18 protein-coding genes are annotated in these 20,125 nt (G+C 71.4%); 8 read left to right on the top strand and 10 right to left on the bottom strand.

All coding sequences use genetic code 11. The features are described from left to right. Positions 1–26 precede the first annotated feature (26 nt). The 4 genes from ACWEEU_RS21955 to ACWEEU_RS21940 form a co-directional block, all read right to left on the bottom strand. Positions 27–155 carry a hypothetical protein gene (locus ACWEEU_RS21955; protein WP_385740834.1) on the bottom strand — a complete coding sequence of 43 codons (129 nt, stop codon included), beginning with the start codon at positions 153–155 and terminating at the stop codon, positions 27–29. Between the two features lie 203 nt (positions 156–358). Then, the gene (locus ACWEEU_RS21950) at positions 359–1,114 is read right to left on the bottom strand and encodes a hypothetical protein (RefSeq protein WP_451734400.1); all 756 of its coding nucleotides are present in this window, start codon (positions 1,112–1,114) and stop codon (positions 359–361) included. A 66-nt stretch (positions 1,115–1,180) separates the two neighbouring features. Next, positions 1,181–1,567, bottom strand: coding sequence for a nuclear transport factor 2 family protein (locus tag ACWEEU_RS21945; protein WP_451734398.1), 387 nt, complete (start codon positions 1,565–1,567; stop codon positions 1,181–1,183). 49 nt (positions 1,568–1,616) lie between these two features. Next, entirely contained in the window at positions 1,617–3,173 is a 1,557-nt protein-coding gene (locus ACWEEU_RS21940; RefSeq protein WP_451734396.1) for an FAD-dependent monooxygenase, read from the bottom strand. Between the two features lie 300 nt (positions 3,174–3,473). Here ACWEEU_RS21940 and ACWEEU_RS21935 point away from each other — a divergent pair, with 300 nt between their 5' ends. Continuing rightward, the gene (locus ACWEEU_RS21935) at positions 3,474–5,087 is read left to right on the top strand and encodes a long-chain fatty acid--CoA ligase (RefSeq protein WP_451734394.1); all 1,614 of its coding nucleotides are present in this window, start codon (positions 3,474–3,476) and stop codon (positions 5,085–5,087) included. A 30-nt stretch (positions 5,088–5,117) separates the two neighbouring features. Here the strand turns inward: ACWEEU_RS21935 and ACWEEU_RS21930 are convergent, their stop codons facing one another. Further along, on the bottom strand, positions 5,118–6,917 hold the full coding sequence (locus tag ACWEEU_RS21930) for a helix-turn-helix domain-containing protein (RefSeq protein ID WP_451734392.1): 1,800 nt from the start codon (positions 6,915–6,917) through the stop codon (positions 5,118–5,120). Between the two features lie 281 nt (positions 6,918–7,198). Between ACWEEU_RS21930 and ACWEEU_RS21925 the strand changes: the two genes are divergently transcribed. The 7 genes from ACWEEU_RS21925 to ACWEEU_RS21895 all read left to right on the top strand — a co-directional run bounded on the left by ACWEEU_RS21925 (position 7,199) and on the right by ACWEEU_RS21895 (position 14,618). Next, the gene (locus ACWEEU_RS21925) at positions 7,199–8,869 is read left to right on the top strand and encodes a tannase/feruloyl esterase family alpha/beta hydrolase (RefSeq protein ID WP_451734390.1); all 1,671 of its coding nucleotides are present in this window, start codon (positions 7,199–7,201) and stop codon (positions 8,867–8,869) included. A gap of 119 nt (positions 8,870–8,988) precedes the next feature. Next, positions 8,989–9,351, top strand: a complete 363-nt coding sequence (locus ACWEEU_RS21920) for a hypothetical protein (RefSeq protein WP_385740963.1) — start codon at positions 8,989–8,991, stop codon at positions 9,349–9,351. Between the two features lie 11 nt (positions 9,352–9,362). Further along, a complete protein-coding gene (locus ACWEEU_RS21915; protein ID WP_385740850.1) occupies positions 9,363–10,946 on the top strand; it encodes a peptidoglycan-binding protein in 1,584 nt (527 codons plus the stop codon). A gap of 130 nt (positions 10,947–11,076) precedes the next feature. Beyond that, positions 11,077–11,466, top strand: coding sequence for a protease inhibitor I42 family protein (locus ACWEEU_RS21910; RefSeq protein WP_451734388.1), 390 nt, complete (start codon positions 11,077–11,079; stop codon positions 11,464–11,466). Next, positions 11,463–11,894 carry a hypothetical protein gene (locus ACWEEU_RS21905; RefSeq protein ID WP_451734386.1) on the top strand — a complete coding sequence of 144 codons (432 nt, stop codon included), beginning with the start codon at positions 11,463–11,465 and terminating at the stop codon, positions 11,892–11,894. Before ACWEEU_RS21910 ends, ACWEEU_RS21905 begins: the two co-directional genes overlap by 4 nt. 165 nt (positions 11,895–12,059) lie before the next feature. Beyond that, positions 12,060–13,268, top strand: a complete 1,209-nt coding sequence (locus ACWEEU_RS21900) for a phospholipase D-like domain-containing protein (protein WP_385740858.1) — start codon at positions 12,060–12,062, stop codon at positions 13,266–13,268. A gap of 249 nt (positions 13,269–13,517) precedes the next feature. Continuing rightward, the gene (locus ACWEEU_RS21895; RefSeq protein ID WP_451734384.1) at positions 13,518–14,618 is read left to right on the top strand and encodes an NAD(P)/FAD-dependent oxidoreductase; all 1,101 of its coding nucleotides are present in this window, start codon (positions 13,518–13,520) and stop codon (positions 14,616–14,618) included. 137 nt (positions 14,619–14,755) lie between these two features. On the opposite strand, the gene ACWEEU_RS21890 is transcribed toward ACWEEU_RS21895, so the two are convergent. The 5 genes from ACWEEU_RS21890 to ACWEEU_RS21870 all read right to left on the bottom strand — a co-directional run bounded on the left by ACWEEU_RS21890 (position 14,756) and on the right by ACWEEU_RS21870 (position 19,874). Beyond that, the gene (locus ACWEEU_RS21890) at positions 14,756–15,931 is read right to left on the bottom strand and encodes a zinc-dependent alcohol dehydrogenase (protein WP_385740864.1); all 1,176 of its coding nucleotides are present in this window, start codon (positions 15,929–15,931) and stop codon (positions 14,756–14,758) included. 28 nt (positions 15,932–15,959) lie between these two features. After that, positions 15,960–16,280 carry a hypothetical protein gene (locus ACWEEU_RS21885; protein WP_451734382.1) on the bottom strand — a complete coding sequence of 107 codons (321 nt, stop codon included), beginning with the start codon at positions 16,278–16,280 and terminating at the stop codon, positions 15,960–15,962. 252 nt (positions 16,281–16,532) lie between these two features. Then, complete coding sequence (locus ACWEEU_RS21880) at positions 16,533–17,099, bottom strand: type 1 glutamine amidotransferase domain-containing protein (RefSeq protein WP_451734380.1); 567 nt, start codon at positions 17,097–17,099, stop codon at positions 16,533–16,535. 183 nt (positions 17,100–17,282) lie between these two features. Beyond that, positions 17,283–18,446: a glutathione-independent formaldehyde dehydrogenase gene (locus ACWEEU_RS21875; protein ID WP_385740873.1), complete on the bottom strand. Its 1,164-nt coding sequence runs from the start codon at positions 18,444–18,446 to the stop codon at positions 17,283–17,285. Positions 18,447–18,755: 309 nt separating this feature from the next. Continuing rightward, positions 18,756–19,874 (bottom strand): hypothetical protein, encoded by a 1,119-nt coding sequence (locus ACWEEU_RS21870; protein ID WP_451734377.1) that lies wholly within the window; start codon positions 19,872–19,874, stop codon positions 18,756–18,758. Positions 19,875–20,125: the final 251 nt, after the last annotated feature.

The following is a 20,125-nucleotide window of genomic DNA, read 5'->3' as shown; positions in this document are numbered from 1 at the left end:
CCCACGAGTGCCCGTGCCGCCGCCCTTCATGCCTCGGTGCCGCGCCTGAAGCCGCCAGCGCGCGGTAGGGCGTCGGGGTAACCGGAGGCTCCGGCCGCATCGGGCTGCGGCCCGTAGAGCAGGTTCTCCCGCACCCCGCCGCCGTCGTTCGCCATGTCCGGCTCACCTCGCTGTCGTCGCGGTCGCTCCTTACCGCAGTACCCACAGCGAGCGCTTTCCTGTGCGCCCCCACCCGAATCGCCGATCGTCCGCCGCCCACCGGGGACGCCGACGGCCCCGCGACGGAATCCCGCCGGTCACGGGCTCAGGGGGACGCCGAGGTGGGGTCGGGGTGGCTCGGCGTTCAGAAGGGCGGGTCCTAGGTGTGGCCACCTGCCCAGGAATCGCGTTCGGCCCTGAGGCGGGCGTAGCGTTCGCGGGCCGCGATGTCGTCCGCGTTCTCCAGAACGGTGGTGTCGTGGCCCCAGGACTTCATCGCGTCCAGGGCGCGGTCCCGGCGGCGGCGGTCGGTGCTGGTGGCGAGCAGGCGAAGGGCGTGGCCCTCCAGTTCGGCTCGATGCGCGATGAGGGCGGGGTGCTCCGCGAGAGGGACCGCGGCGATCAGGGCCGTCTCGCGCGCGGCGGCGTTGTCGTGGCCGAGGAGAGGGCGGACGGCGGAGAAGATCGCCGGCCGCGCATCGCGGAACGCGCGCAGTGGTTCGTGCCCGGCGAGAAACCCCTCGCCGAAATAGTGTGTCCCTACCGCGACGCATCCGTCGTCGGCGTCATAGGCGGTGTCGCCGAGCCACTCGAGAAGGCGCACCAGGGTCGGACGGTCCGGGGATCGGCCGGTATCGAGGTGCAAGTCACCTTCGACGGCAGGGTGGTTGAGGATGGCGGCGAGGTAGAGCGCCACGGGCAGGGTGGCTTCGTAGATCGTGTTCTGGTGGCTCACTTCGCCGAGTGCGTCACCGATGGCGGCCGACCTGACGTCCGGGTCGGGATCCAGCAGCCGGACCAGCGCCGACGGCACGGCCTCGGCAGTCCCGCACGCGGTGGCGAGCGATGCCCAGTCCGTGTCGTCCAGGAGGGCTTGGTGGTGGGGCGGCTGGGCGGGTGCGGGATGGTTGGTCACCGGCGGAGGTTACAAGGCCGTCGGGTGGCGGTGCGACAGCCTTGGCCCGGACGGGCGGTCATGCGGTCACGTGCGATCGGGCGGCACCGGTGTGGCCTGGTGGTAGTACATTCGCCACGGGGTGGTCGGGGACTGCTTGCGCCAGAGTGAACTGCGGCGGGAGCGCTTGCCGTTCAAGGTGGTCTCGTAGGTGAGGTGCACCAGGCCGGGGGCCAGCAGGACGCCGGTGAAGTGCGAGGGTTCGTAGCGCGGGCCGCTGTCCGTCGCGCCGTCCATGCCGGGCATCTCGGTGACCATTTCCTCGTACGTCCAGCGCCGCCCCGAGGAGCCGACCTCCACGAACTCCGGGTCCAGCAACTGCCGGGAGAGTGAGGGCGATGCGCGCACGCCGGGGTCCATGAGCCGCAGCTCGCCCGCGATCGCTTCCCGTACCCCGTCCGTCTCTTCGCTCATGCGGGCATCCTGGCCCAGGTGACCTGGTCTTTCCCAGCCGATTTCCCGATCACGGCGCGCGGCGGGGCGACGGCTCACCCGCCCACCGGAGCAACGCACCCTCCATTGACGTGAGTTCAGCGGTGTCCGCCGTGTCGGAGGCCCAGGCGATCACGCCGTCGGGACGCACCAGCACCCCGGTGGGCGTCGGCATCGGAGCCGGCGTCGGCGCCGCGCCGGTGTCGGTCACGCGGTGCACCCGGTCCGCCCACCCCGCCGCGAGGCGGGCGAAGGTGCCGTCCGGCGAGCGGTCCAGCAGCAGGAAGCCGCCGTCGTGGGCATGGTCGGCCAGGCGGGAGCCGTCGGTCAGGTGGAGGTCGGGGGAATAGCGGCCGGTCAGGGGGTGGTCGCCGGGGAGAGCGGTGCGTTGCGTGACGCCGGAGATCTGCTTGACGGCGTGGGTCGTGCCGTCGCGCGTGCCGAGCAGGTCGGTGACGACCGAGCGGAGGGCGGCCGACTTGGGGTCGCCGCGGAGGACGCCGATCTGCGCCCGCGTCCAGTCCAGCACCCAGGCGCCGAGGGGACGGCGCTCGGTGTCGTAGGTGTCGAGGAGTCCGGCGGGGGCCCGGCCGGCGATCACGGCGCCGAGTTTCCAGCCGAGGTTCATCGCGTCACCGACCCCGAGGTTGAGGCCCTGGCCGCCGAAGGGCGGGTGCACATGGGCGGCGTCACCGGCGAGCAGGACGCGCCCCGAGCGGTAGGCGGCGGCCTGGCGGGTGTTGTCGGTCCAGCGGGTCGGCGTGGCGCGCAGCGCGGTCAGCGTGACGTCGGTGCCCGAGATCCGCCGCAGGCTGCTCTGCACGTCCTCCAGGGTGACCGGCGTCGAGCGGTCGGCGGGAGGCGCGTCGAACTCCACGGTGGCCACGCGGCCGGGTTGAGGACCGTAGCGGTACGCCCCGCGCGCGGACCACGTCCATCCGCTCGCGAGCTTCCCGGGGTCCGCGACGTCGACGACCGCCTGGTACCCGGTGAGTTCGGGGTCGGTGCCGGGGAAACCGATCCCCGCGAGGCGGCGTACGGTGCTGTGCCCGCCGTCGCACCCGGCCAGCCAACCGGTGTGCAGAACGCCGGAGTTGGTGCCGACGAGCACGCCCTCTCCGGTGTCTTCGAGCCCGGTGACCTCCACCCCGCGCCGCACCGGCACGCCGAGCCGTGTGACGTGCTCGGTCAGCAGCGCCTCCAGTTCGCGCTGCGGCACCATCCGCGCGTCGGCGGCGGTGTGCGCGGCGAGGTCGGGGTCGGACCAGTCGACGAGGCCGGGGTCGAGGACGATGCCCGCGAAGTGTCCGGTGAAGCGGGCCCCGGGCCGTCGTTCCCCGGCCACACCGGCATACGAACCCATCCGTTCGAGGACCTTCCGCTGTATCCGCCGGGCGGCAGGCAGCAGTCCCCGCCGGTCGAGCGCCTCGGCCGTCGGCACGTTGACCGACTGCGCCTTCATCGCCTCGTCGGGCCGCTCCCGGCGTTCGAGCACCTCCACGGTGGCCCCGGCGAGCGCCAGCTCGGCGGCCAGCACGAGTCCCACCGGCCCGGCTCCGACCACGGTCACGTCCACGCTTGTCCCCATGCTCTGGTCCACATCCCTTACGCCGTCTCGATACGAACACTCGATACGAACAGTGTTCTACTTACGAACAGTGTTCGCGTCAAGTCGTGCCGGATGCCGACGGCCACCGCAAGGTGTGGGGAACCGCTGCCGACGCCGCGGAAGGAGTGTGGGAGTCTCACCTCTTTTCGCTCCACCGCCGTTCCTAAAGTGACCTGCGGCACGCGACGGACCCTGCGTCGAGAAGACACTCATGGATTGGGATCACCTCCCTTGGCACCCACCGCGCTTCACGATGGCCACCCCCTCCCCGGAGACGACATGGACGGACTGATGCAGCCCCGGCCGCTCACCCTCGCCCACGTCCTCGAACGAGCCGAACGGCTCTACGCGCACAAGCAGGTCGCCACGGCCGGCACCGAGTTGCTCACGTACGCCGAGGTGACCGATCGCGCCCGGCGCCTCGCGACAGCGCTGGCGGCGCTCGACGTCCCGGTCGGCGCCCGTGTCGGTACGTTCGCGAGCAACAGCCGACGGCACCTGGAGCTGTATCTCGCGGTGCCGGCCACCAAGCGGGTGCTGCACACCATCAACATCCGGCTCGCGGCGCCCCATCTCGAGTACATCGTCGACCACGCGGAGGACGACGTGGTGTTCGTCGAGCGCGGGCTGCTCCCGCGGATCTGGCCGAGCGCCGGCCGGCTGCCCCGGGTGCGGTACTGGGTGGTGCTGCCCGACGGCACCGACACGCCCGTCCCGGCGGACCCGCGGGTCCTGGACTACGACGAACTGGTCCTGGGCGCCGAGCCGTTCAAGGGTTCGTTCGAGGAGACCTTCACGCTCGCGGACGAGCACCTCGCCTCCGGGCTGTGCTACACCTCCGGCACGACCGGACCGCCCAAGGGCGTGCTCTACAGCCACCGTTCGACGATGCTGCACTGCCTCGGGACGCTCGCCGCCGGTTTCGTCGGCCTGAGCGAGAGCGACGTCGTGATGCCCATCGTGCCGTTCTTCCACGCCAACGCCTGGGGACTTCCGTACAGCGCCATGCTGACGGGCGCCTCCCTGGTCCTTCCCGGCGGCTCCGCGGAACCGGTCCACCTGCTGCAGCTGATGGAAGCCGAGAGGGTGACCGTCGCCGGTGCGGTCCCCACGGTGTGGACCAGCCTGGCCCCCGAGCTGCGCGCCTTCGACCTGAGCGCCACCCGGTTCCTGCTCGGCGGCGGATCCGCCGTCCCCCCGTCCCTGTCCGAGACGTACCGCGCCGCCATCGGCGTACCCATCACCCACTCCTGGGGGATGACCGAGGTCAGCCCCATCGGGGCCATAGGAGGCACGCGCACCCAGCACGAGGAGGCGACCGAGGAGGAGAAGGTGGCCGTGCGCGCCGCCCAGGGCCAGCCGTTGCCCCTCGTGAACCTGCGGATCGTCGATGTCGAGACACGGCGCGAACTGCCGCGCGACGGACGGGCGGTGGGGGAGCTGGAGGTGGCGGGCCCCTGGGTCGCGGGCGGCTACTTCCGGGTGGAAGGGGGTGACAGCTTCACCGACGACGGCTGGCTGCGCACCGGCGATCTGGCCACCGTCGACACCGACGGCTATCTGCGGCTCGTGGACCGGATGAAGGACCTGATCAAGTCCGGAGGGGAGTGGATCTCGTCGGTCGAACTCGAAGCCGCCATCGCCTCGCACCCCGACGTCGTCGAAGTCGCCGTGATCGCCCGCCCGGACCTGCGGTGGACGGAGCGTCCCGTCGCCTACGTCGTCCTGCGTGACGGCGGTGCCGCCACCGCCGAAGCCCTGCGGCGGCACATCACGCCCATGGTCGCCAAATGGTGGCTGCCCGACGAGTTCGTCTTCATGGACAGCTTGCCGAGGACCGGCACCGGCAAGCTCTCCAAGAGCGCGCTGCGGGAGTCGACCGGAGGCGTCTGAGCGGCGGGCCGCACACGAGCGGCGCGGGGATCACGCGGGCGTGTGCGCGAGCGTTCTGAGCCGGTGCAGCCGCAGCCCGAGCCGCAGTTCGAGGTCGTTCCCGTGGCGCCAGTCGAGACCGAGGACGCTGCCGGCCCGGTCCAGTCGCTTGACCAGCGTATTGACGTGCACGTACAACGCGCGGGCGGTCGCCGCCACGTTGGCACGGTGTTCGTAGTACGTGCCGAGCGTCTCGACGAGTTCGGTGCCGCGGCGGCGGTCGTAGTCGAGGAGCGGACCTATGGAGCCGGAGACGAACCGGTCCAGTTCGTGGACCCGGTCGGGGTCGAAGACCATGGCGTAGAGGGCGTACCTGCCCGTGGTGGTGCCCAGGTCGGTGTGGTCCAGCGCCCGCACCACGGCGGCGCAGCGGCCGGCCAGCGAGAAGGCGCGTGACCAGTCGTGGCGGGACACCCGTTCGCCGACGACGAGGACGGGGGCGCCGAGCGCGCGACGCAGACGGCGGTGGACGTCCTCGACGGTCCGGTCGTCCTCCGTGCTGTGGAGGATCACCGTCGCCTTGCCCAGATGCTCGCCGGCCAGTCCGGAGCGGTCCCGGGCGATGTCGTGCAGGTGACGCAGGAGGTCGGCCGACGCCACCGCGGGGGAGTCCGCGACGAGGACCAGGTCCAGACGGTCCGGGTCGATGCCGCGGGCCCGCGCACGGGCGCGCTGGGCGGGGCTGATCCCGGGGCTTCCCGTCATGAGCTCGGTCAGCAGCTCTCCGCTCAGCCGCTCGCCCGCCTCGGCCACGGCCCGCTCCTTGAGCGTCAGCAGGCCGAGGATGTGGGTGGCCCGTTCCAGGGTCCGCAGATCCGTGTCGTCCGGCCCGTCGTCGCCGGCGGCCGTGGTCCGGCTCCATGCCAGCGCGCCGAGCCGGTGGTCGCCCGCCTGGACGGAGGCCACACTGTGGACGGTGGTGCCGTCGGCGTCGGCCGAGATCGCGCAGCGACCCGTACGGCACGCCTCCTCGACGGCATCCGCCAGCGCCGTCCCCGCGGGAGTCCGGCACGGACTCGACGCCGAGTCCCGGTGGACGAGGACGGTGCCGGACCGGTCCAGCAGGGTGACGCTGCCGCCGAGCCGGTCCGCGAGGAGTTGGGCGACATCGTCCGGGGCGCCGCCCTCCAGCACCACACCGGTCAGGGCTTCGTGGATCTCCTGCGCCCGCTGCATCACGGCCATGTGCCGCTCGATCCGCCCGTACGCCACGCGCAGCTCCCGCAGGGCGGTCCGGCTCGCCTCGTAGAGACGGGCGTTGTCGAGAGCGACGGCGGCGTGGTCGGCGAACGCGCTCAGCAGGGCGGCCTCGTCGGCCTGGAACGACCGCTCGGAGCGGTCCGCGGCGAACAGGGCGCCCACCGCCTCACCCCGGATGACCAGGGGCACACCGAGGAGCGCGACCAGCTCCTCGGCCGCGACCAGGCGGTCGAACTCGGGGTCGTGCTCGATCAGCGTCGCGGCGGCGTAGTTGCTCACCCAGTGCGGGCTCCGGGAGGCGAGCACCTTGCCCCCGAGCCCCGCTCCGGCCGGAATGCCCGCCGCGAGGAACGAGGCGGAGACCGTTCCCTCCGACGCCCTGGCCGACAGCCTGCCGTCCGCGCCGACCAGGGAGAGATAGGTGAAGTCGGTGCCGATCAGTTCGTGGGCGTGGTGGACGATCGAGCGCAGCACCTCGTCCAACTCGCCCAGCGCGGTGAGGGACTTGGCCGTCGCGTACAACGACGCCAGTTCGCGCTGTCGGCGCACGAGCGAGAACGTCTCCGTCTCGCTGCCGGGTTCGCTGACCACAGTGTCGTCCCCCTGCGGGCGGGTGGGAGAAACTCCCACCGGAACGGTGCGAGGTGTGGGTGACCCACACCTCAACCACAGCGTAACGGCGCCTTAATCTCACCGTCATCACCGCTGCGCGCTTTCGGCGACGGCGGCACGCACGGCAACGCCTCTCGCCGGCGCGGCGTCCGACCGGGACCAACCCCGCCCGCGCCTACGGCGGCTTCCCGTGCCGTCCCGGTCCCGTATCTCTGCGCGCGCTCGACTTCGAGGAAGAGGTCATCGTGAGGAGAACATCCTTGAGCGGCACGACGGTTCGCCGGTTCGGCGTGCTGGCGTCCATGGTTGTGCTGGTGGGCACGAGTCAGGTCCTCGGGGCCGGGGCGGCGACGGCGACGAGCCCACCCGGCGCCGGTCGTACGGCGACGGCACCCGCGTGCGACGGGCTGGACGGCATGGAGATCCCGGCGTCGGCCATGAGCCTGCCGACCACCGGCGGCCACGTCACCTCCGCCGCGGTCGAAACCAGCCTCGTCAGCGGCGAGACGATCACGTACTGCCAGGCCGACGCCGACATCCTTCCCGTCGATCCGGCCGCGCCCGCCATCAAGATGCGCGTCGCCCTGCCGTACGACTGGAACGGCAAGGCGCTGATGTTCGGCGGGGGCGGCTACAACGGCACCATCCCCGACCTCACGGCCAACGTGCCGTTCGGTCCCACCGGTCAACCGGCGCCGCTGGCCCGGCGGTACGTGACGTTCGCCAGTGACTCGGGGCACCAGCAGAGCCCGACGGCCCCTCCGTCGCTGGACGGCTCCTTCGGCGTGAACGACGAGGCCCTGAACAACTTCGCCGCCGGTGACGCGCTCAAGAAGACACGCGACGCCAGCCTGTTCCTCGTCCGCCACGCCTACGGGGCGGACCCGGCCGAGATCTACTTCTCGGGAGGCTCGACAGGCGGCCGGGAAGCGCTCGTCGTGGCCCAGCGGTGGCCGACCGCGTTCGACGGCGTGATCTCCGCCTTCCCCGCCTGGAACAACCTCAGCGAGATGCTGTACCTGGGACACCTGGTCCACGTCCTGTCCCGCCCCGGCGCGTTCCCCGGAGTCGATCAGCAGAAGCTCCTCCACGACGGGGTCGTCCAGGCGTGTGACGGGCTGGACGGCGTCAAGGACGGCGTCGTCTCGAATCCGGGCGGTTGTCACTTCGATCCCCACAGGCTGCGCTGTCCGAAGGGCACCGGCACAGGACCGAACTGCCTGTCCGACGCGCAGATCGAGGCCGTGACCGCCATGTCGTCGCCGTTCAGATGGCCGTACCGGATCGCCAGCGGCGAGACCGGGTATCCCGGCTTCCCGTTCCTCTCGGGGGCGGACATGCGGACCCCGTTCCTCGGCTTCGGCACCACCGCGCCCGCCAACCCCATGCCGGTGACGAGCGGTTACGGCATGCAGTTCTGGGATCAATGGGTCAAATACTTCCTCACCCGCGACCCCGGGCACAACTCCCTTGCCGTCGATCCGCAGCGCCCGGGCAAGTGGCTCGCCCGGATCAGCCAACTGTCCACGATCCAGGACCGCAACGTCACCGATCTCGGCGCATTCGCCCACGCCGGAGGCAAGTTGATCCTCCTCCACGGTGCCGCGGACGAACTCGTCTCCCCGTACTCGACGACCGACTACTACCAGCGGGTCCGCGCCACCCTGGGCGCCGGACCGACCCACTCGTTCCTGCGGTACTACGTCGTGCCGGGCGCGAACCACGCCAACTTCGGCGCCCCCGCGTTCGCCGCCGCCACGGACTCGCTCTCCGCGCTCGAACACTGGGTCGAAAAGGACGAGCCGCCGGCCGACGAGGTCGTGTCCGACACCCTCCACGACCGCACGCGTCCCCTGTGCGAGTACCCGGGCTGGCCCAGGTACCGGGCCGGTGATCCGGACAGCGCGTCCAGCTTCGTGTGCGCGGACTGAGCCGGACGGAGATGCCGTCCGGCGGGTCCACGCCCGCCACGTCCGCGCCGTCGAGGCCGCACAGCCGTACGGACCGCGAGTGTTAGCGTGTCCATGGTCATACATTCGGGGGAGTGACGATGGGTTCGGACGGCTATCGGGTCAAGGCCGGCATGACCGGCCAGGCCAGGCAACTCGACGACGCGGGCACGGACATGGACGGGGTCGGCTCGGCCGTCCGGTCCCGCACCAGCCACTCCTACGACGACACCGGCGGCCATGACGCGGCTGCCGCGCTCAACGCCTTCGTCACGGCGTGGGAGGCGGAGGCCAAGGCGCTGGCGTCGGCGTTGCACGAGCTGGGCGACAAGGTGCAGTCGACCAAGAAGACGTACCACGGCACCGACGGCCTGGTGCGGGCGAACGTCGACAGCGTTCCCGCGGGCGGCGCGAGCGGTCCCACCGACACGAGCGGCCGCACGTCGGTCCTCGCGAGCTACTGAGCGACGGGTCGATGTCCTTCTTCTCCTCTCCTTTCGACTCGCCCTCCCTCCGCCTCGAATGGCTCGCGGGGCTGTCCAAGAAGCTGCTCGGCGCCGGGACCAAGAACGAGGTCCTCGACCTCATCGACGAAGCGCTCTCGGTACCCCGACCGGGCGGCGACCAGGGCGTGTTGGAGGGTCTCGCCGCGCTCTACCGCGGCCAGGTCGACCCGGTCGGCGGCGTCTTCGACCAGGTCGACCGGGTGGGCCGCAAGGGGCTTCCGGAGGTGTGGGTCGGCGACACGAGCGTCCTCGCCTCCGACGTGGTGAACGCCGCCGGGCGGTCGGTGACCCGGATGGGCGAGGCGTTCCAGGGCTGCGCGACCGTGCTGCTGACGCTGGCCGACGCGATCGGCGCCGCACAGCTCAAGGACGAGCAGGGGCGCGGACAACTGCTGGAACAGAAGAAGATGCTGGGCGGCAAGGACGGCTTCTTCGACGACCTCCACGAGAACGACGAGGAGGAGTGGGACCGCAAGAACGCGGCCCACTTCGGTTCCTCGGCTGTCGACCTGATGCACGCCGCCGTGGCCGACGCCCAGGAGGCCACCCGCGTCGCGGCCCGGGACCTGAACAAGTGGGCCTCCGAAGCGCGCGTCGGCACGATGGAGACCAGCGAACTCACCGCCGTGGACAAGCTGATGCTCGCCGACACCGGCGTCGCGGGCGCCGACACCGACCTGAACGAGATCCTCACGGCGGGGGACCTCTCCCGGGCGTCGGCGCGCATGGACCTGCTGAGCCTGGACGACGAGACGGCCATGGAGCGGATGCTGGCGAAGTCGGACAGCCCGCAGGAACGGGCCTATCTGATGAAGGCCCTGGCCGCGGGGCACAGCGTCACCGAGATCGAACAGTTCCAGGCCAAGATCCACGGCAAGGACCCCGCCTGGCTGCGCCGCCACCTCACTCCGGTGGTCACCGCCAAGGACGGCATGAAGGACGAGGGCCTGGCGCCGGACGGCTCGAACAACAACAAGGACTACGTCACGTTCGACGGCCAGCGCTGGATCCAGGGCGGCGACGGCTCCGAGGGCACCTGCGTGGCCTCCTCCACCGTCACGTCCCGCGCGATGGTCGACCCCGTGTACGCGCTCGGCCTCACCGGCGGCCCCGACGGACAGCAGGACGACCCCGACGCCTTCCGGCAGCGCCTGGTGGCCGAACAGCACCGGCTGCACACCGAGGGCGAGGGCGGCAAGAACTGGGGCGGCATGGGGCCCGAGGGCCAGGAACGCATCAACGACACCCACGTCGGCAGCGCCACCGGCACCGACTACTCACGCCAGGACCTGGACAGCGCCGCCGACCGCAGGGCCGTCCTCACCGACGTGGAGAAGTCGGTGGCGCAGGGGCGGCCGGTGCCGGTCGACGTCTCGGGCAAGGAGGGCGCCCACGCGATGACCATCATCGCCCAGGAGGGTGACATGCTTCAGGTGTACAACCCCTGGGGCGAGACCACCTGGGTCAGCGAGGACGACTTCATCAACGGCCACATGGGCAAGGCTTCCAACAGTGATCTCCCCAACGCGTACAGCGTCTACCTTCCGCAGTAACCGGGGCGGTGCCGCGGTCTTCGCGACGGCCGCGCTCCTCGCTCTCGCCACGGGCTGCGGCTCGGGCGGCGACCGGGCCGGTGGGCCCACGAGCACGGCGGGCGCCCCGAGCCGGTCGACGAGCCACTCGGTGCGGGACACCAGCATCAGCGCCGCACCGGGCGAGCGCTTCACGCTCACCGTCGACCAGAACGCCTCCACCCGCGAGTACTGGTACCTGGTCGCCCCCGAGCCGGACAGCTCGGTGCTGGTCAGCCGGGGCGGGGCCGCCGCGCCGGACTCCGGCGACGGGACGACGGCCGGTGCCGCCCGCCGGCTCACCTTCACCTTCGAGGCGAAGGGCAGGGGGACGACCCACTTCACGCTGCTGCACTGCACGTTCACCACCTGCCAGGGCAACACCTCCACCAAGCCCCCCGCGACGACGGGAGTTTCCGGCAGCCCCGCCGCGACCACCGGCGCCTCCGCCGGCCCGGCCACGGCCCCCGAGCGCATCACCTACACCGTCACCGTCCGATGACCCGAGGCACCGCCGTGAACGCCGACACCCCGCATCCGCCGAACCGCACGGACGACGAGCTGGCCCGGCTCGACATCACCGACCTCCTGCGCCACGGCCTCACCGCCGCCCCCGGACCCCGCCGCACCGCCTTGTTCGGTGACGGCGCGGCAGCGGCCGCCGTCCTCCTCGACCGCCTCGGCACCGAACCCCGCTCGGTCGCCTTCCTCGCGCAGACGGTCCACGCCGGCGGAGTCGCCCGCGCCGCGGACCTGCCCGAGCTGTTGCCCCGCCTGGACGCCGCCGCCCTCGTACGACAGTGGCTGCGCGCCGCCACCGAACTCGGGGGCGGCCTCACCGCCGACGACACGGCGGCGACATGGCTGCACGCCGTGGCGACCGTCATCGAACTGAAGCAGCGGGCCCGCAGCGCGCACAGCCGGCCATAGCCCCCGGTGCGAGCGGAATCAGGTACGCGACCCTCGGCCCGCCCGACGGGCAGGATGCGCACGGGCGCGGGATGACGGGCCGCGTACCGGGCATGAGGGTCGTCGGGGGGTCACCACCGGCCGTCCCGATCCGATCCGCCCCACGGCACAACTGGAGAATTCGCTGTGACCCTCGACGGCATACCGGTAGGTCTCGCACCCGGCGACTCTTCGGGCGTCGAAGCCCGCAAACAGCGCCTGCGCCGCCGCCTGGAGCGGCTGATCGGGGTGGCCGCGACCGAGGGGAACGAACTGGTCCCACTGCGCAACGGCCGTGCCATCTTCCCCGCCATGCTCAAGGCCATCAGCTCCGCACGGCACACCATCGACATGATGACCTTCGTGTACTGGCGCGGCCAGATCGCCCGTGACTTCGCCGAAGCCCTCGCCACACGGGCACGGGACGGCGTCCGGGTACGGCTGCTGCTCGACGGGTTCGGCGCCCAGCGGATCGAGCGAGGGCTGCTGGACCTCATGGACGAGGCCGGGGTCCAGGTCGCCTGGTTCCGCAAGCCCGTCTGGCTCTCGCCCTTCAAGCAGAACCACCGCTGCCACCGCAAGGCCCTGATCGTGGACGAGCACACCGCCTTCACCGGCGGCGTCGGCATCGCGGAGGAGTGGTGCGGCGACGCCCGCAACCCCGGCGAGTGGCGCGACACCCACGTCCAGGTGCGGGGACCGGCGGTCGACGGGATCGCCGCCGCCTTCGCCCAGAACTGGGCCGAGTGCCACGACGAACTCTTCGACGACCGCGACCGATTCACCGGGCACGAGCAGATCGGCGGCTCCGTCGTCCAGGTCGTGCGCGGATCGGCCAGCATCGGCTGGCAGGACATGCAGACCCTGATCCGGGTCATGCTCACCTCCGCCGAGGAGCGGTTCCGCCTGGCCACGGCCTACTTCGCCCCCGACGACTACTTCATCGACCTGCTGTGCCGCACCGCCCGCCGGGGCGTCAAGGTGGAGATCCTGCTGCCCGGCCCGTACACCGACCAGCGGGCCTGCCAGCTCGCCGGACAGCACCACTACTCCAAGCTGCTGCGCGCGGGCGTCGACATCCGCCAGTACCAGCCGACGATGATGCACGCCAAGATCATCACCGTGGACTCGGTGGCGTCCCTGATCGGCTCCACCAACTTCAACCGCCGCTCCATGGACCACGACGAGGAGGTCATGCTCGCCGTACTGGACGAGGACTTCACCGCAGCCCTCGACCGCGACTACGACGCCGACCTGGAGAACAGCGTGGCCATCGACCTCGCCAGATGGCGGCGCAGAGCCGCCCTCCAGCGGCTGAAGGAGGCCGCCGTCACGCCGGTGAGGCGCTTCCTGTGACGCCCGGCCCGCGGCCGCACCGGTTCGTGGGTCTCCGGCGCCGGCGCCCGGCCGCCGTCCGGGGCGGCCGGTTGACATATCGCCAGGCGGTGTGAGGCTGAAGAAGACACGGTTTCCGCCCTCACCTCACGCAGAGCATGGCAACGCCGCCCACCGTGTCCAGTCACCCACCAGTTCGCGGCGGCGACAGACGCATCCGACCCCCGGTCCGCAGGGGGACGGCTCCGGGACGCGAAGTGAGGCGATCGAATGGACCGGGTTCCCGAGGTGGCCGTGATCGGAGCAGGCATCGTCGGCCTGTGCACCGCCTACGCACTGGCCGAACGCGGAACGACGGCGAGGGTCTACGAACGCGGGCTTCCGGGTCACGGACAGTCCAGCGGTCAGTCCCGCATCTTCCGCCACGCGCACGACGACGCCCGCCTGGTCGAATTCACCCGGCAGGGCCGCGCGGTCTGGGACGAGTGGGCCGACCGGCTGGGCGCCGAACTGATCTCCCAGGACGGGGTGGTCGCCCTGGGCGGCACCGTTCCCGGGAGGCTGCGCACCCTGCGGGATGTCGGCGGCATGACGGTCCGGAGCCTGGACAGCGCCGAGGTTCACGCCCACATGCCGCTGCTCGCCGACTACAGCGGTCCAGCGATGCTCGACGAGGACGGCGGTGCGATCCGCACCCGGGTCGCGGTCGAGCGCCTGGCCGCCGCGCTGGGTGACTCCGTGGTCACCGAGGAGGTCATCTCGCTGCGTCCCACGGGCCACGGAACGGTGGAGGTGCGCAGCACCGCGGGCCGCGAGGAGTACGCGACGGTCGTCGTGTGCGCGGGCCTGGGCACGGCGCGGCTCGCGCGCGACGTGGGGCTTTCGCTCCCCGTGCAGCCGGCCGCCCACGTCCGCCTCACCTTCCAGGTCAGGGGAGCACCCCCCGAACGGGTCGCCTGCCTGCAGGACAGCAGCGGCGACTTCGGCGAGGTGGGCGTCTACGCGGCCCCCTACCCCGGCAACAGCCGCTACGCGGTGGGCCTCAGCCAGACCGTCGAAATCCGCGAGGACGGCAGCTTCGCGGACCCCGAAGCACTGGCGGCGCTCAACGACCGCGCCCGCGACTACGTCGCCCGCGCGTTGCCCGGCCTCGACCCCGAGCCCGTCGAGTACCTGCACTGCTGGGTGACGAGCCTGCCGTGGAGCGAAGACGGCATGGCGGTCTGGGAAGCCGACGGGATCTTCTTCGCCGCCGGGCACAACCTGTTCAAACAGGCGCCCCGGCTGGGACGGGCACTGGCCGGGGCAGCCCTGGCCGAAGGACTGGAGGACGACCTCCGTCCAGCGGCGGAACTCGGCCGGCCCGGCTGAACGCCCCGACAGCGGACACGGTCACCTTCGCACCGGACGCCCGGCACGGACCGGGGGATACTCGGTGAGCCCGGCGCACCCGCCGCCGAGCAGCCCACCCCCGAACCCCCGCGGCGCGAGCCGGGACCGGCACCTCGTCAGCCGCCGGGCCGGAAGACGGCGCGTACGCATCCGTCGAGCTTCTCCTTGAAGAGGTGATATCCCTCCGGCCCGTCGTCGAGGGACATGACGTGGGTGGCCAGGTGGGCCGTCTCCAGCTCGCCCCTTTCCATGCGCTCCAGGAGCATGGGGATGTAGCGGTGACCGTGCTGCTGGGCCCCGCGCAGGGTCAGCCCCTTGTTCATCACCGCGCCGAGCGGGAATTTGTCGACGAAGCCAGCGAAGACGCCGAGGACGAACACGCTGCCGCCCTTGCGGCACGACTGGACGGCCTGGCGTACGGCCGCGGACCGGTCGGTCTGCAGGCGCAACTGCTGCTTGGTCTGGTCGTAGAGCTGCTGGGCTCCCGAGCTGTGGGCTTCCATACCGACGGCCTCGATGCACACGTCCGGGCCGCGACCGCCGCTCCGCTCGCGCAGTTCGGCGTCGACGTCGGTCTTCTCGTAGTCGAGAGTCTCCGCGCCGATGTGCCGACGGGTCATCTCCAGGCGGTAGTCGAGGCGGTCGATGGCGATGACCCGGTCGGCGCCGAGCAGTATCGCGGCCCGCGCGGCCATCTGGCCCACCGCTCCGCACCCCCATACGGCGACCACGTCGCCCGGCTTCACCCCGCCGAGGTCGGCCCCCATCCACCCGGTGGGCGCGGAGTCGGAGGCGAACAGCGCCGTGGTGTCGTCCAGCGAGTCCGGCACGGGGAAGGCACCCTGGTCGGCGTAGGGAACGCGGATGTACTCGGCATGGCTGCCGGCGAAGCCGCCCAGAGCGTGGGAGTAGCCGTAGCAGCCGCCCGGGGCGGAACCCCAGAGGTGCTCGGTGATGGCGGGATTGGTGTTGCCGTTGTCGCACAGGGAGAAGAGACCCTCCTTGCAGTACCAGCAGCGGCCGCAGGAGATGAAGGAGCAGACCACCACGCGGTCGCCCTCCTTGTGCCGCTTCACCTGGGGCCCGGTTTCGACGATCTCGCCGATGAACTCGTGGCCGAGGATGTCGCCGGCCCTCATGAACGGGATGTACCCGCCGAGCAGGTGCAGGTCCGAGCCGCAGGTCACGGTCTGCGACACCTTCACGATCGCGTCCTGCTCGTTGCGCATCGCGGGGTCGGGCGTCTGCTCGACGGACAGGTCGTTGGTCCCCTGCCAGGTCAGTGCCTTCACAGCCGTCCCTCCCCCCGGCCCCGTTCGATCAGCTTGTCCAGCGGGCGCCCGGTGATCGTGGGCCGGTTGGTCGACGGCGGGCGGGGAGGAGGATCTCCCCCGTCTCGACCAGCGACTTGGCCTCCCGCAGCGCGGTCCGCAGTTCCAGGGCCGCGTCGTGTCCGGTCACCCGTTCGGCTGCCCCGCGCAGCCCGCCGTGTTCCCGGTCGTGCGACCGGCAGGCCAGTTCCGTGCCCCGGTCCCCCGGGGCGGGACGCAACTTGGTGTCTACGGCGTCGCCGAGCCGGGCGAGCGGCTCCGGCAGTCTCCCGCCGGGCGCCACCTCCTCCGCGGACGCGCACACTGTCATCACGTGCCACCGGGGCCTGGTCTCCCGGGTGGGGGAAACCCCTGACCGGATGGCTTCGCCGGCGCGGCGGGCCGCTGAGACCGCGGCATTCAGGGCGTCGGTTCCCATGCCGACCACGGTGGAGACCGCGCCGTTCGCTGTGGACGTTTTCACGATGTCGTTCCTCTCTGGAAGGCGACGCACCAGGCCCCCGTAGCCGCACGAGCCGTGGAACGCCCCGCGAGCCCCTGGCGCGCTGCTCTCGTCGCCCGGCTAGCCGCCGGAGACCGGCGCCTCGGCCTGGGCGAACCGCTCGACCACGGCGGCGCAGAAGGCAGGCAGGTCCGCGGGCGACCGGCTCGAGATGAACTGGCCGTCGATCACGACCTCCTCGTCGACGACCTCGGCTCCCGCATTGCGCAGATCCGTGCGGATGCTCGGCCATGAGGTGAGCCGGCGTCCGCGTACGACATCGGCTTCCGCCAGGGTCCAGGGGCCGTGGCAGATCGTGGCCACGGGCTTCCCCGTCGCCACGAAGGCCTTGACGAACCCGACGGCGTCTTCGTTCATCCGGAGCTGGTCGGGGTTCATGGTGCCGCCCGGCAGCAGCAGGGCGTCGTACTCCTCTGGGGAGGCGTCGGAGACGAGCCGGTCGACCGAGAAGGTCCCCGCGGCGTTCAGATCCCATTGCCGCGCCTGGATCTCGCCGGGATGGATGGAGAGGATCTCGGTCGTCGCGCCGGCGCCGTACAGAGCGCCACGCGGCTGTTCGAGCTCGACACGCTCGACGCCGTCGGCCGCCAGGATCGCGACCTTCAGATCGCGGAGTTCGTGTGTCATGGTGTTCGCTCCTCGAGTGCGAGGCTGGTGAGGGTTACCGCCCGGACGCGGGCGAGCGCCGCCGCTCCGGCAGGACCGGAGCGCGGGAAAGGACGGCTCGTCCACCCCCGGACGGAGCCGGGGCCGGACGCCGCTCGTCGTCCGGCCATGCCGGGGAAGCGGACGGACGGCGGCCCGGGGTCGTTACTGCTGGTGGCCGTCGGGATGCAGGACCACCTTGGTCCAGCCCTCGTCACGGGCGTCGAAGTGCTCGTAGGCGGTGGGGGCCTCGTCCAGGTCGAGTTCATGGGACACGACGAAGCTCGGCTTCGCCTTGCCGCCGGCGATCAGGTCCCGCAGCGCGCGGTTGTACCTCTTCACCGGTGCCTGTCCGGTCCCCATCTGCTGGCCCTTGAACCACATCATCCCGAAGTCGAGCGGGACCTTGCCGTGCGCCTCCAGCTCCCCCTGGGCCTCGGCACCGCCGGGGTCTTCGGGGAGGAACACGCCCACCACGCCGATGTCGCCCGTGAACCTGACCGAGTCGATCAGTTCGTTGAGGGTGAGGCTGGCGTCCTCGTGCCCCTGCGGGTCGTGGGCCTGGTAACCGACGCACTCACAGCCGTTGTCCGCGCCCAGCCCCAGGGTGGCCTCCTTGACGACCTCCGCCGGGTTCTGCTCGGCGGTGTTGATCGGGATGGCGCCGATCTCCTCCGCCTTGCGCAACCGGTCGGGGTGATGGTCGGCCGTCCAGACGCGGCCCGCGCCCTTGAGGAGGGCGGAGTAGGTCGCCATCAGCCCGACGGGACCGGCGCCGAAGACGATGGTCTGGTCGCCCGGTTTGACGTCGGCCATCTCGGTGGCGTGATAGCCGGTGGGGAAGATGTCGGCGAGCATCACGTAGTCGGTCTGCCGCTCGGCGGCGTCCTCGCCCAGGCGCAGAGCGTTGAAGTCGCCGTAGGGGACGCGCAACAGCTCCGCCTGGCCGCCCTGGTAGGGGCCCATGTCGGCGAATCCGTAGGCGGCTCCCGCGAGGGCCGGTTCCGGCTGCATGGTCAGGCAGTAGTTGGTCAGGCCCTTCTCGCACTGTTTGCAGAAGCCGCAGGCGATGTTGAAGGGCAGCACCACGTACTCGCCGACCTGGACCTTGCGGACGGCCGGGCCGACTTCCACGACCTGGCCCATGTTCTCGTGGCCCAGGGTGCGGCCGGACTCGAACGAGGTACGGCCTTCGTACATGTGCAGGTCCGAACCGCAGATGTTGGTGGTGGTGATTTTGACGATGATGTCGCAGGGGTGCTCGATCTTCGCGTCCGGTACGTCCTTCACGGTGACCGTTCGCGGTCCGTCGTATACCGCTGCTTTCATGATGACTTCCCTCGGTGCCCCGGCATGGCCGCAGCACGGGTGTGAGGAGACAGAGCACAGAGCCGACTCCCGAACGTCGCTACCGCACAGGGGTGCTGACTCCGGCATGTCCGTGCGGACCGTCCACCCGGAACGGGCGGAACGGTGACGCCACCGCCGACCCGCCGGCCGGAGTGCCGGCGCCGTGGTGGCGTGCCGCACGGGTCCCCGTCGGCTTGCGTGCGAAACCGCCGCGCACTGACGGATCAGCGGAATTTTTCGGCCGTGACGTCGCTGAACCGACGACACGAAGTGGGCTGTGGAAACCGCCTACTCGTCGTCGTGGTCCCGCAGCGCGTCGCGGCGTTCCTGTTCGCGCTTGGAGAAGGCGGCCGCCCGGATCGCCTCGTCGCTCTCCAGGCCCGACCCCAGCGCGCCGCCCACCGTGGCGACCGAGGCGACGAACCAGGCCAGGGTCCAGTAGTCCGTGGCCTCCAGCGGACTTCGTGTCAAGGCGGCGAACACACGGTCGTTGAGGATGAACAGCGCCCACAGCAGATTGACGGCCATCAGACCCACGTAGCAGACGAGCACCCCGATCCCCACGGTCAGGACCGTCGAGGCGTTGTACAGGCTCGTCCTCTTCTTCTCCTCCGGCGAGGCGTCCTTGGACCGATGCCACAGGCTCGCGTCCACGATCAGCCAGCCGATCATGAGCGCGACGGATCCGACCATGGCGATCACGAGGCGCGGTGTGCTCAGGGAGCCGGCCAGGCTCCAGACGGTGGAGTTCACGGTGGCGATGGCTCCCGTGGCGAGCGCGGCCGCCAGGGCTTTCGACAGCCCGGGCACCAACCGCCACGGCCGGTTGGCGCGGACCATACCGCCGAGCACCCTCAGGTAGCCGCGCGCCCCGCCGGCGACGTACCGGAGATCGGCGGCCTCGTCCTCACCGACATGGTCCCGGTGAATGGGCGCGAGTCCACCGGCGAAGCGTCCCAGCGGCGGGCTGGACCGCCGTTCCCCGGCTTCGGCGCCCCGCGGCTCCGCGAGGCTCAGCACGGCCTCCTCCACCGCCTGCCGGGCTCTCGTCCGCAGCCGCAGGCCGCCGAGCGGAGGAAGGGACAGCAGCGCCACGCGATGCTCGTGACTCAGATCCACCACGAGTTTGCGTCCGTGCGAGTGCAGCGGAAGGTCGGTGAGGGCCACGACGATGTCCCAGCCCTCCTCGTTTCTGCGGTCGATGATCCGGCGCATCAAGGTGGGCGGATCCTCGGTCCCCGCCGTGAAGGGCTCACTGACGACCTGTACGTCGAAGCGCCGCCCCCGGCCCGACTTCCCGGCGAGCCGGGCGGGAAGCACCCGGGCCAGACGCCGTGCGATCTCCGTCGGCGTGTCCGGATCCGCCAGGAGGGTCACGGTCGTAACGCCCTGAGACGACACCCGCATGACTCCTTCACGTCGGCTGACCCCGCGCTCTCACGTGCCCCCAGGATGGCCCCCGGGCGACGACGACACCGCGTGACACGCTGGCTCACGCCCGCCGGGCGCGGCGTGCGCCGGACCTTCTCGGCGTTGCCGTGGCCGAAGGCGGTCCCCGCTCGTCCGCGGCCCCGCCGTGCGCGTCCGGAGGCCGGTCGAAGACTGCTGCGAGGGGCGGGACCCCGTAGGGGGGGGAAGTCACTGCCGAAGAGGATGCG

Source organism: Streptomyces sp. NPDC005004, assembly GCF_053600675.1.
The sequence above is the reverse complement of the archived record's forward strand: the minus strand, read 5'-3'. Positions and strand labels throughout refer to the sequence as shown.

Coding starts and splice junctions, on each gene's coding strand:
- ACWEEU_RS21940 (WP_451734396.1), bottom strand. CDS start 3,173: ATGGGGACAAGCGTGGACGTGACCGTGGTCGGAGCCGGGCCGGTGGGA.
- ACWEEU_RS21895 (WP_451734384.1), top strand. CDS start 13,518: ATGGACCGGGTTCCCGAGGTGGCCGTGATCGGAGCAGGCATCGTCGGC.
- ACWEEU_RS21885 (WP_451734382.1), bottom strand. CDS start 16,280: ATGACAGTGTGCGCGTCCGCGGAGGAGGTGGCGCCCGGCGGGAGACTG.
- ACWEEU_RS21945 (WP_451734398.1), bottom strand. CDS start 1,567: ATGAGCGAAGAGACGGACGGGGTACGGGAAGCGATCGCGGGCGAGCTG.
- ACWEEU_RS21870 (WP_451734377.1), bottom strand. CDS start 19,874: ATGCGGGTGTCGTCTCAGGGCGTTACGACCGTGACCCTCCTGGCGGAT.
- ACWEEU_RS21935 (WP_451734394.1), top strand. CDS start 3,474: ATGGACGGACTGATGCAGCCCCGGCCGCTCACCCTCGCCCACGTCCTC.
- ACWEEU_RS21955 (WP_385740834.1), bottom strand. CDS start 155: ATGGCGAACGACGGCGGCGGGGTGCGGGAGAACCTGCTCTACGGGCCG.
- ACWEEU_RS21920 (WP_385740963.1), top strand. CDS start 8,989: ATGGGTTCGGACGGCTATCGGGTCAAGGCCGGCATGACCGGCCAGGCC.
- ACWEEU_RS21915 (WP_385740850.1), top strand. CDS start 9,363: ATGTCCTTCTTCTCCTCTCCTTTCGACTCGCCCTCCCTCCGCCTCGAA.
- ACWEEU_RS21905 (WP_451734386.1), top strand. CDS start 11,463: ATGACCCGAGGCACCGCCGTGAACGCCGACACCCCGCATCCGCCGAAC.
- ACWEEU_RS21880 (WP_451734380.1), bottom strand. CDS start 17,099: ATGACACACGAACTCCGCGATCTGAAGGTCGCGATCCTGGCGGCCGAC.
- ACWEEU_RS21875 (WP_385740873.1), bottom strand. CDS start 18,446: ATGAAAGCAGCGGTATACGACGGACCGCGAACGGTCACCGTGAAGGAC.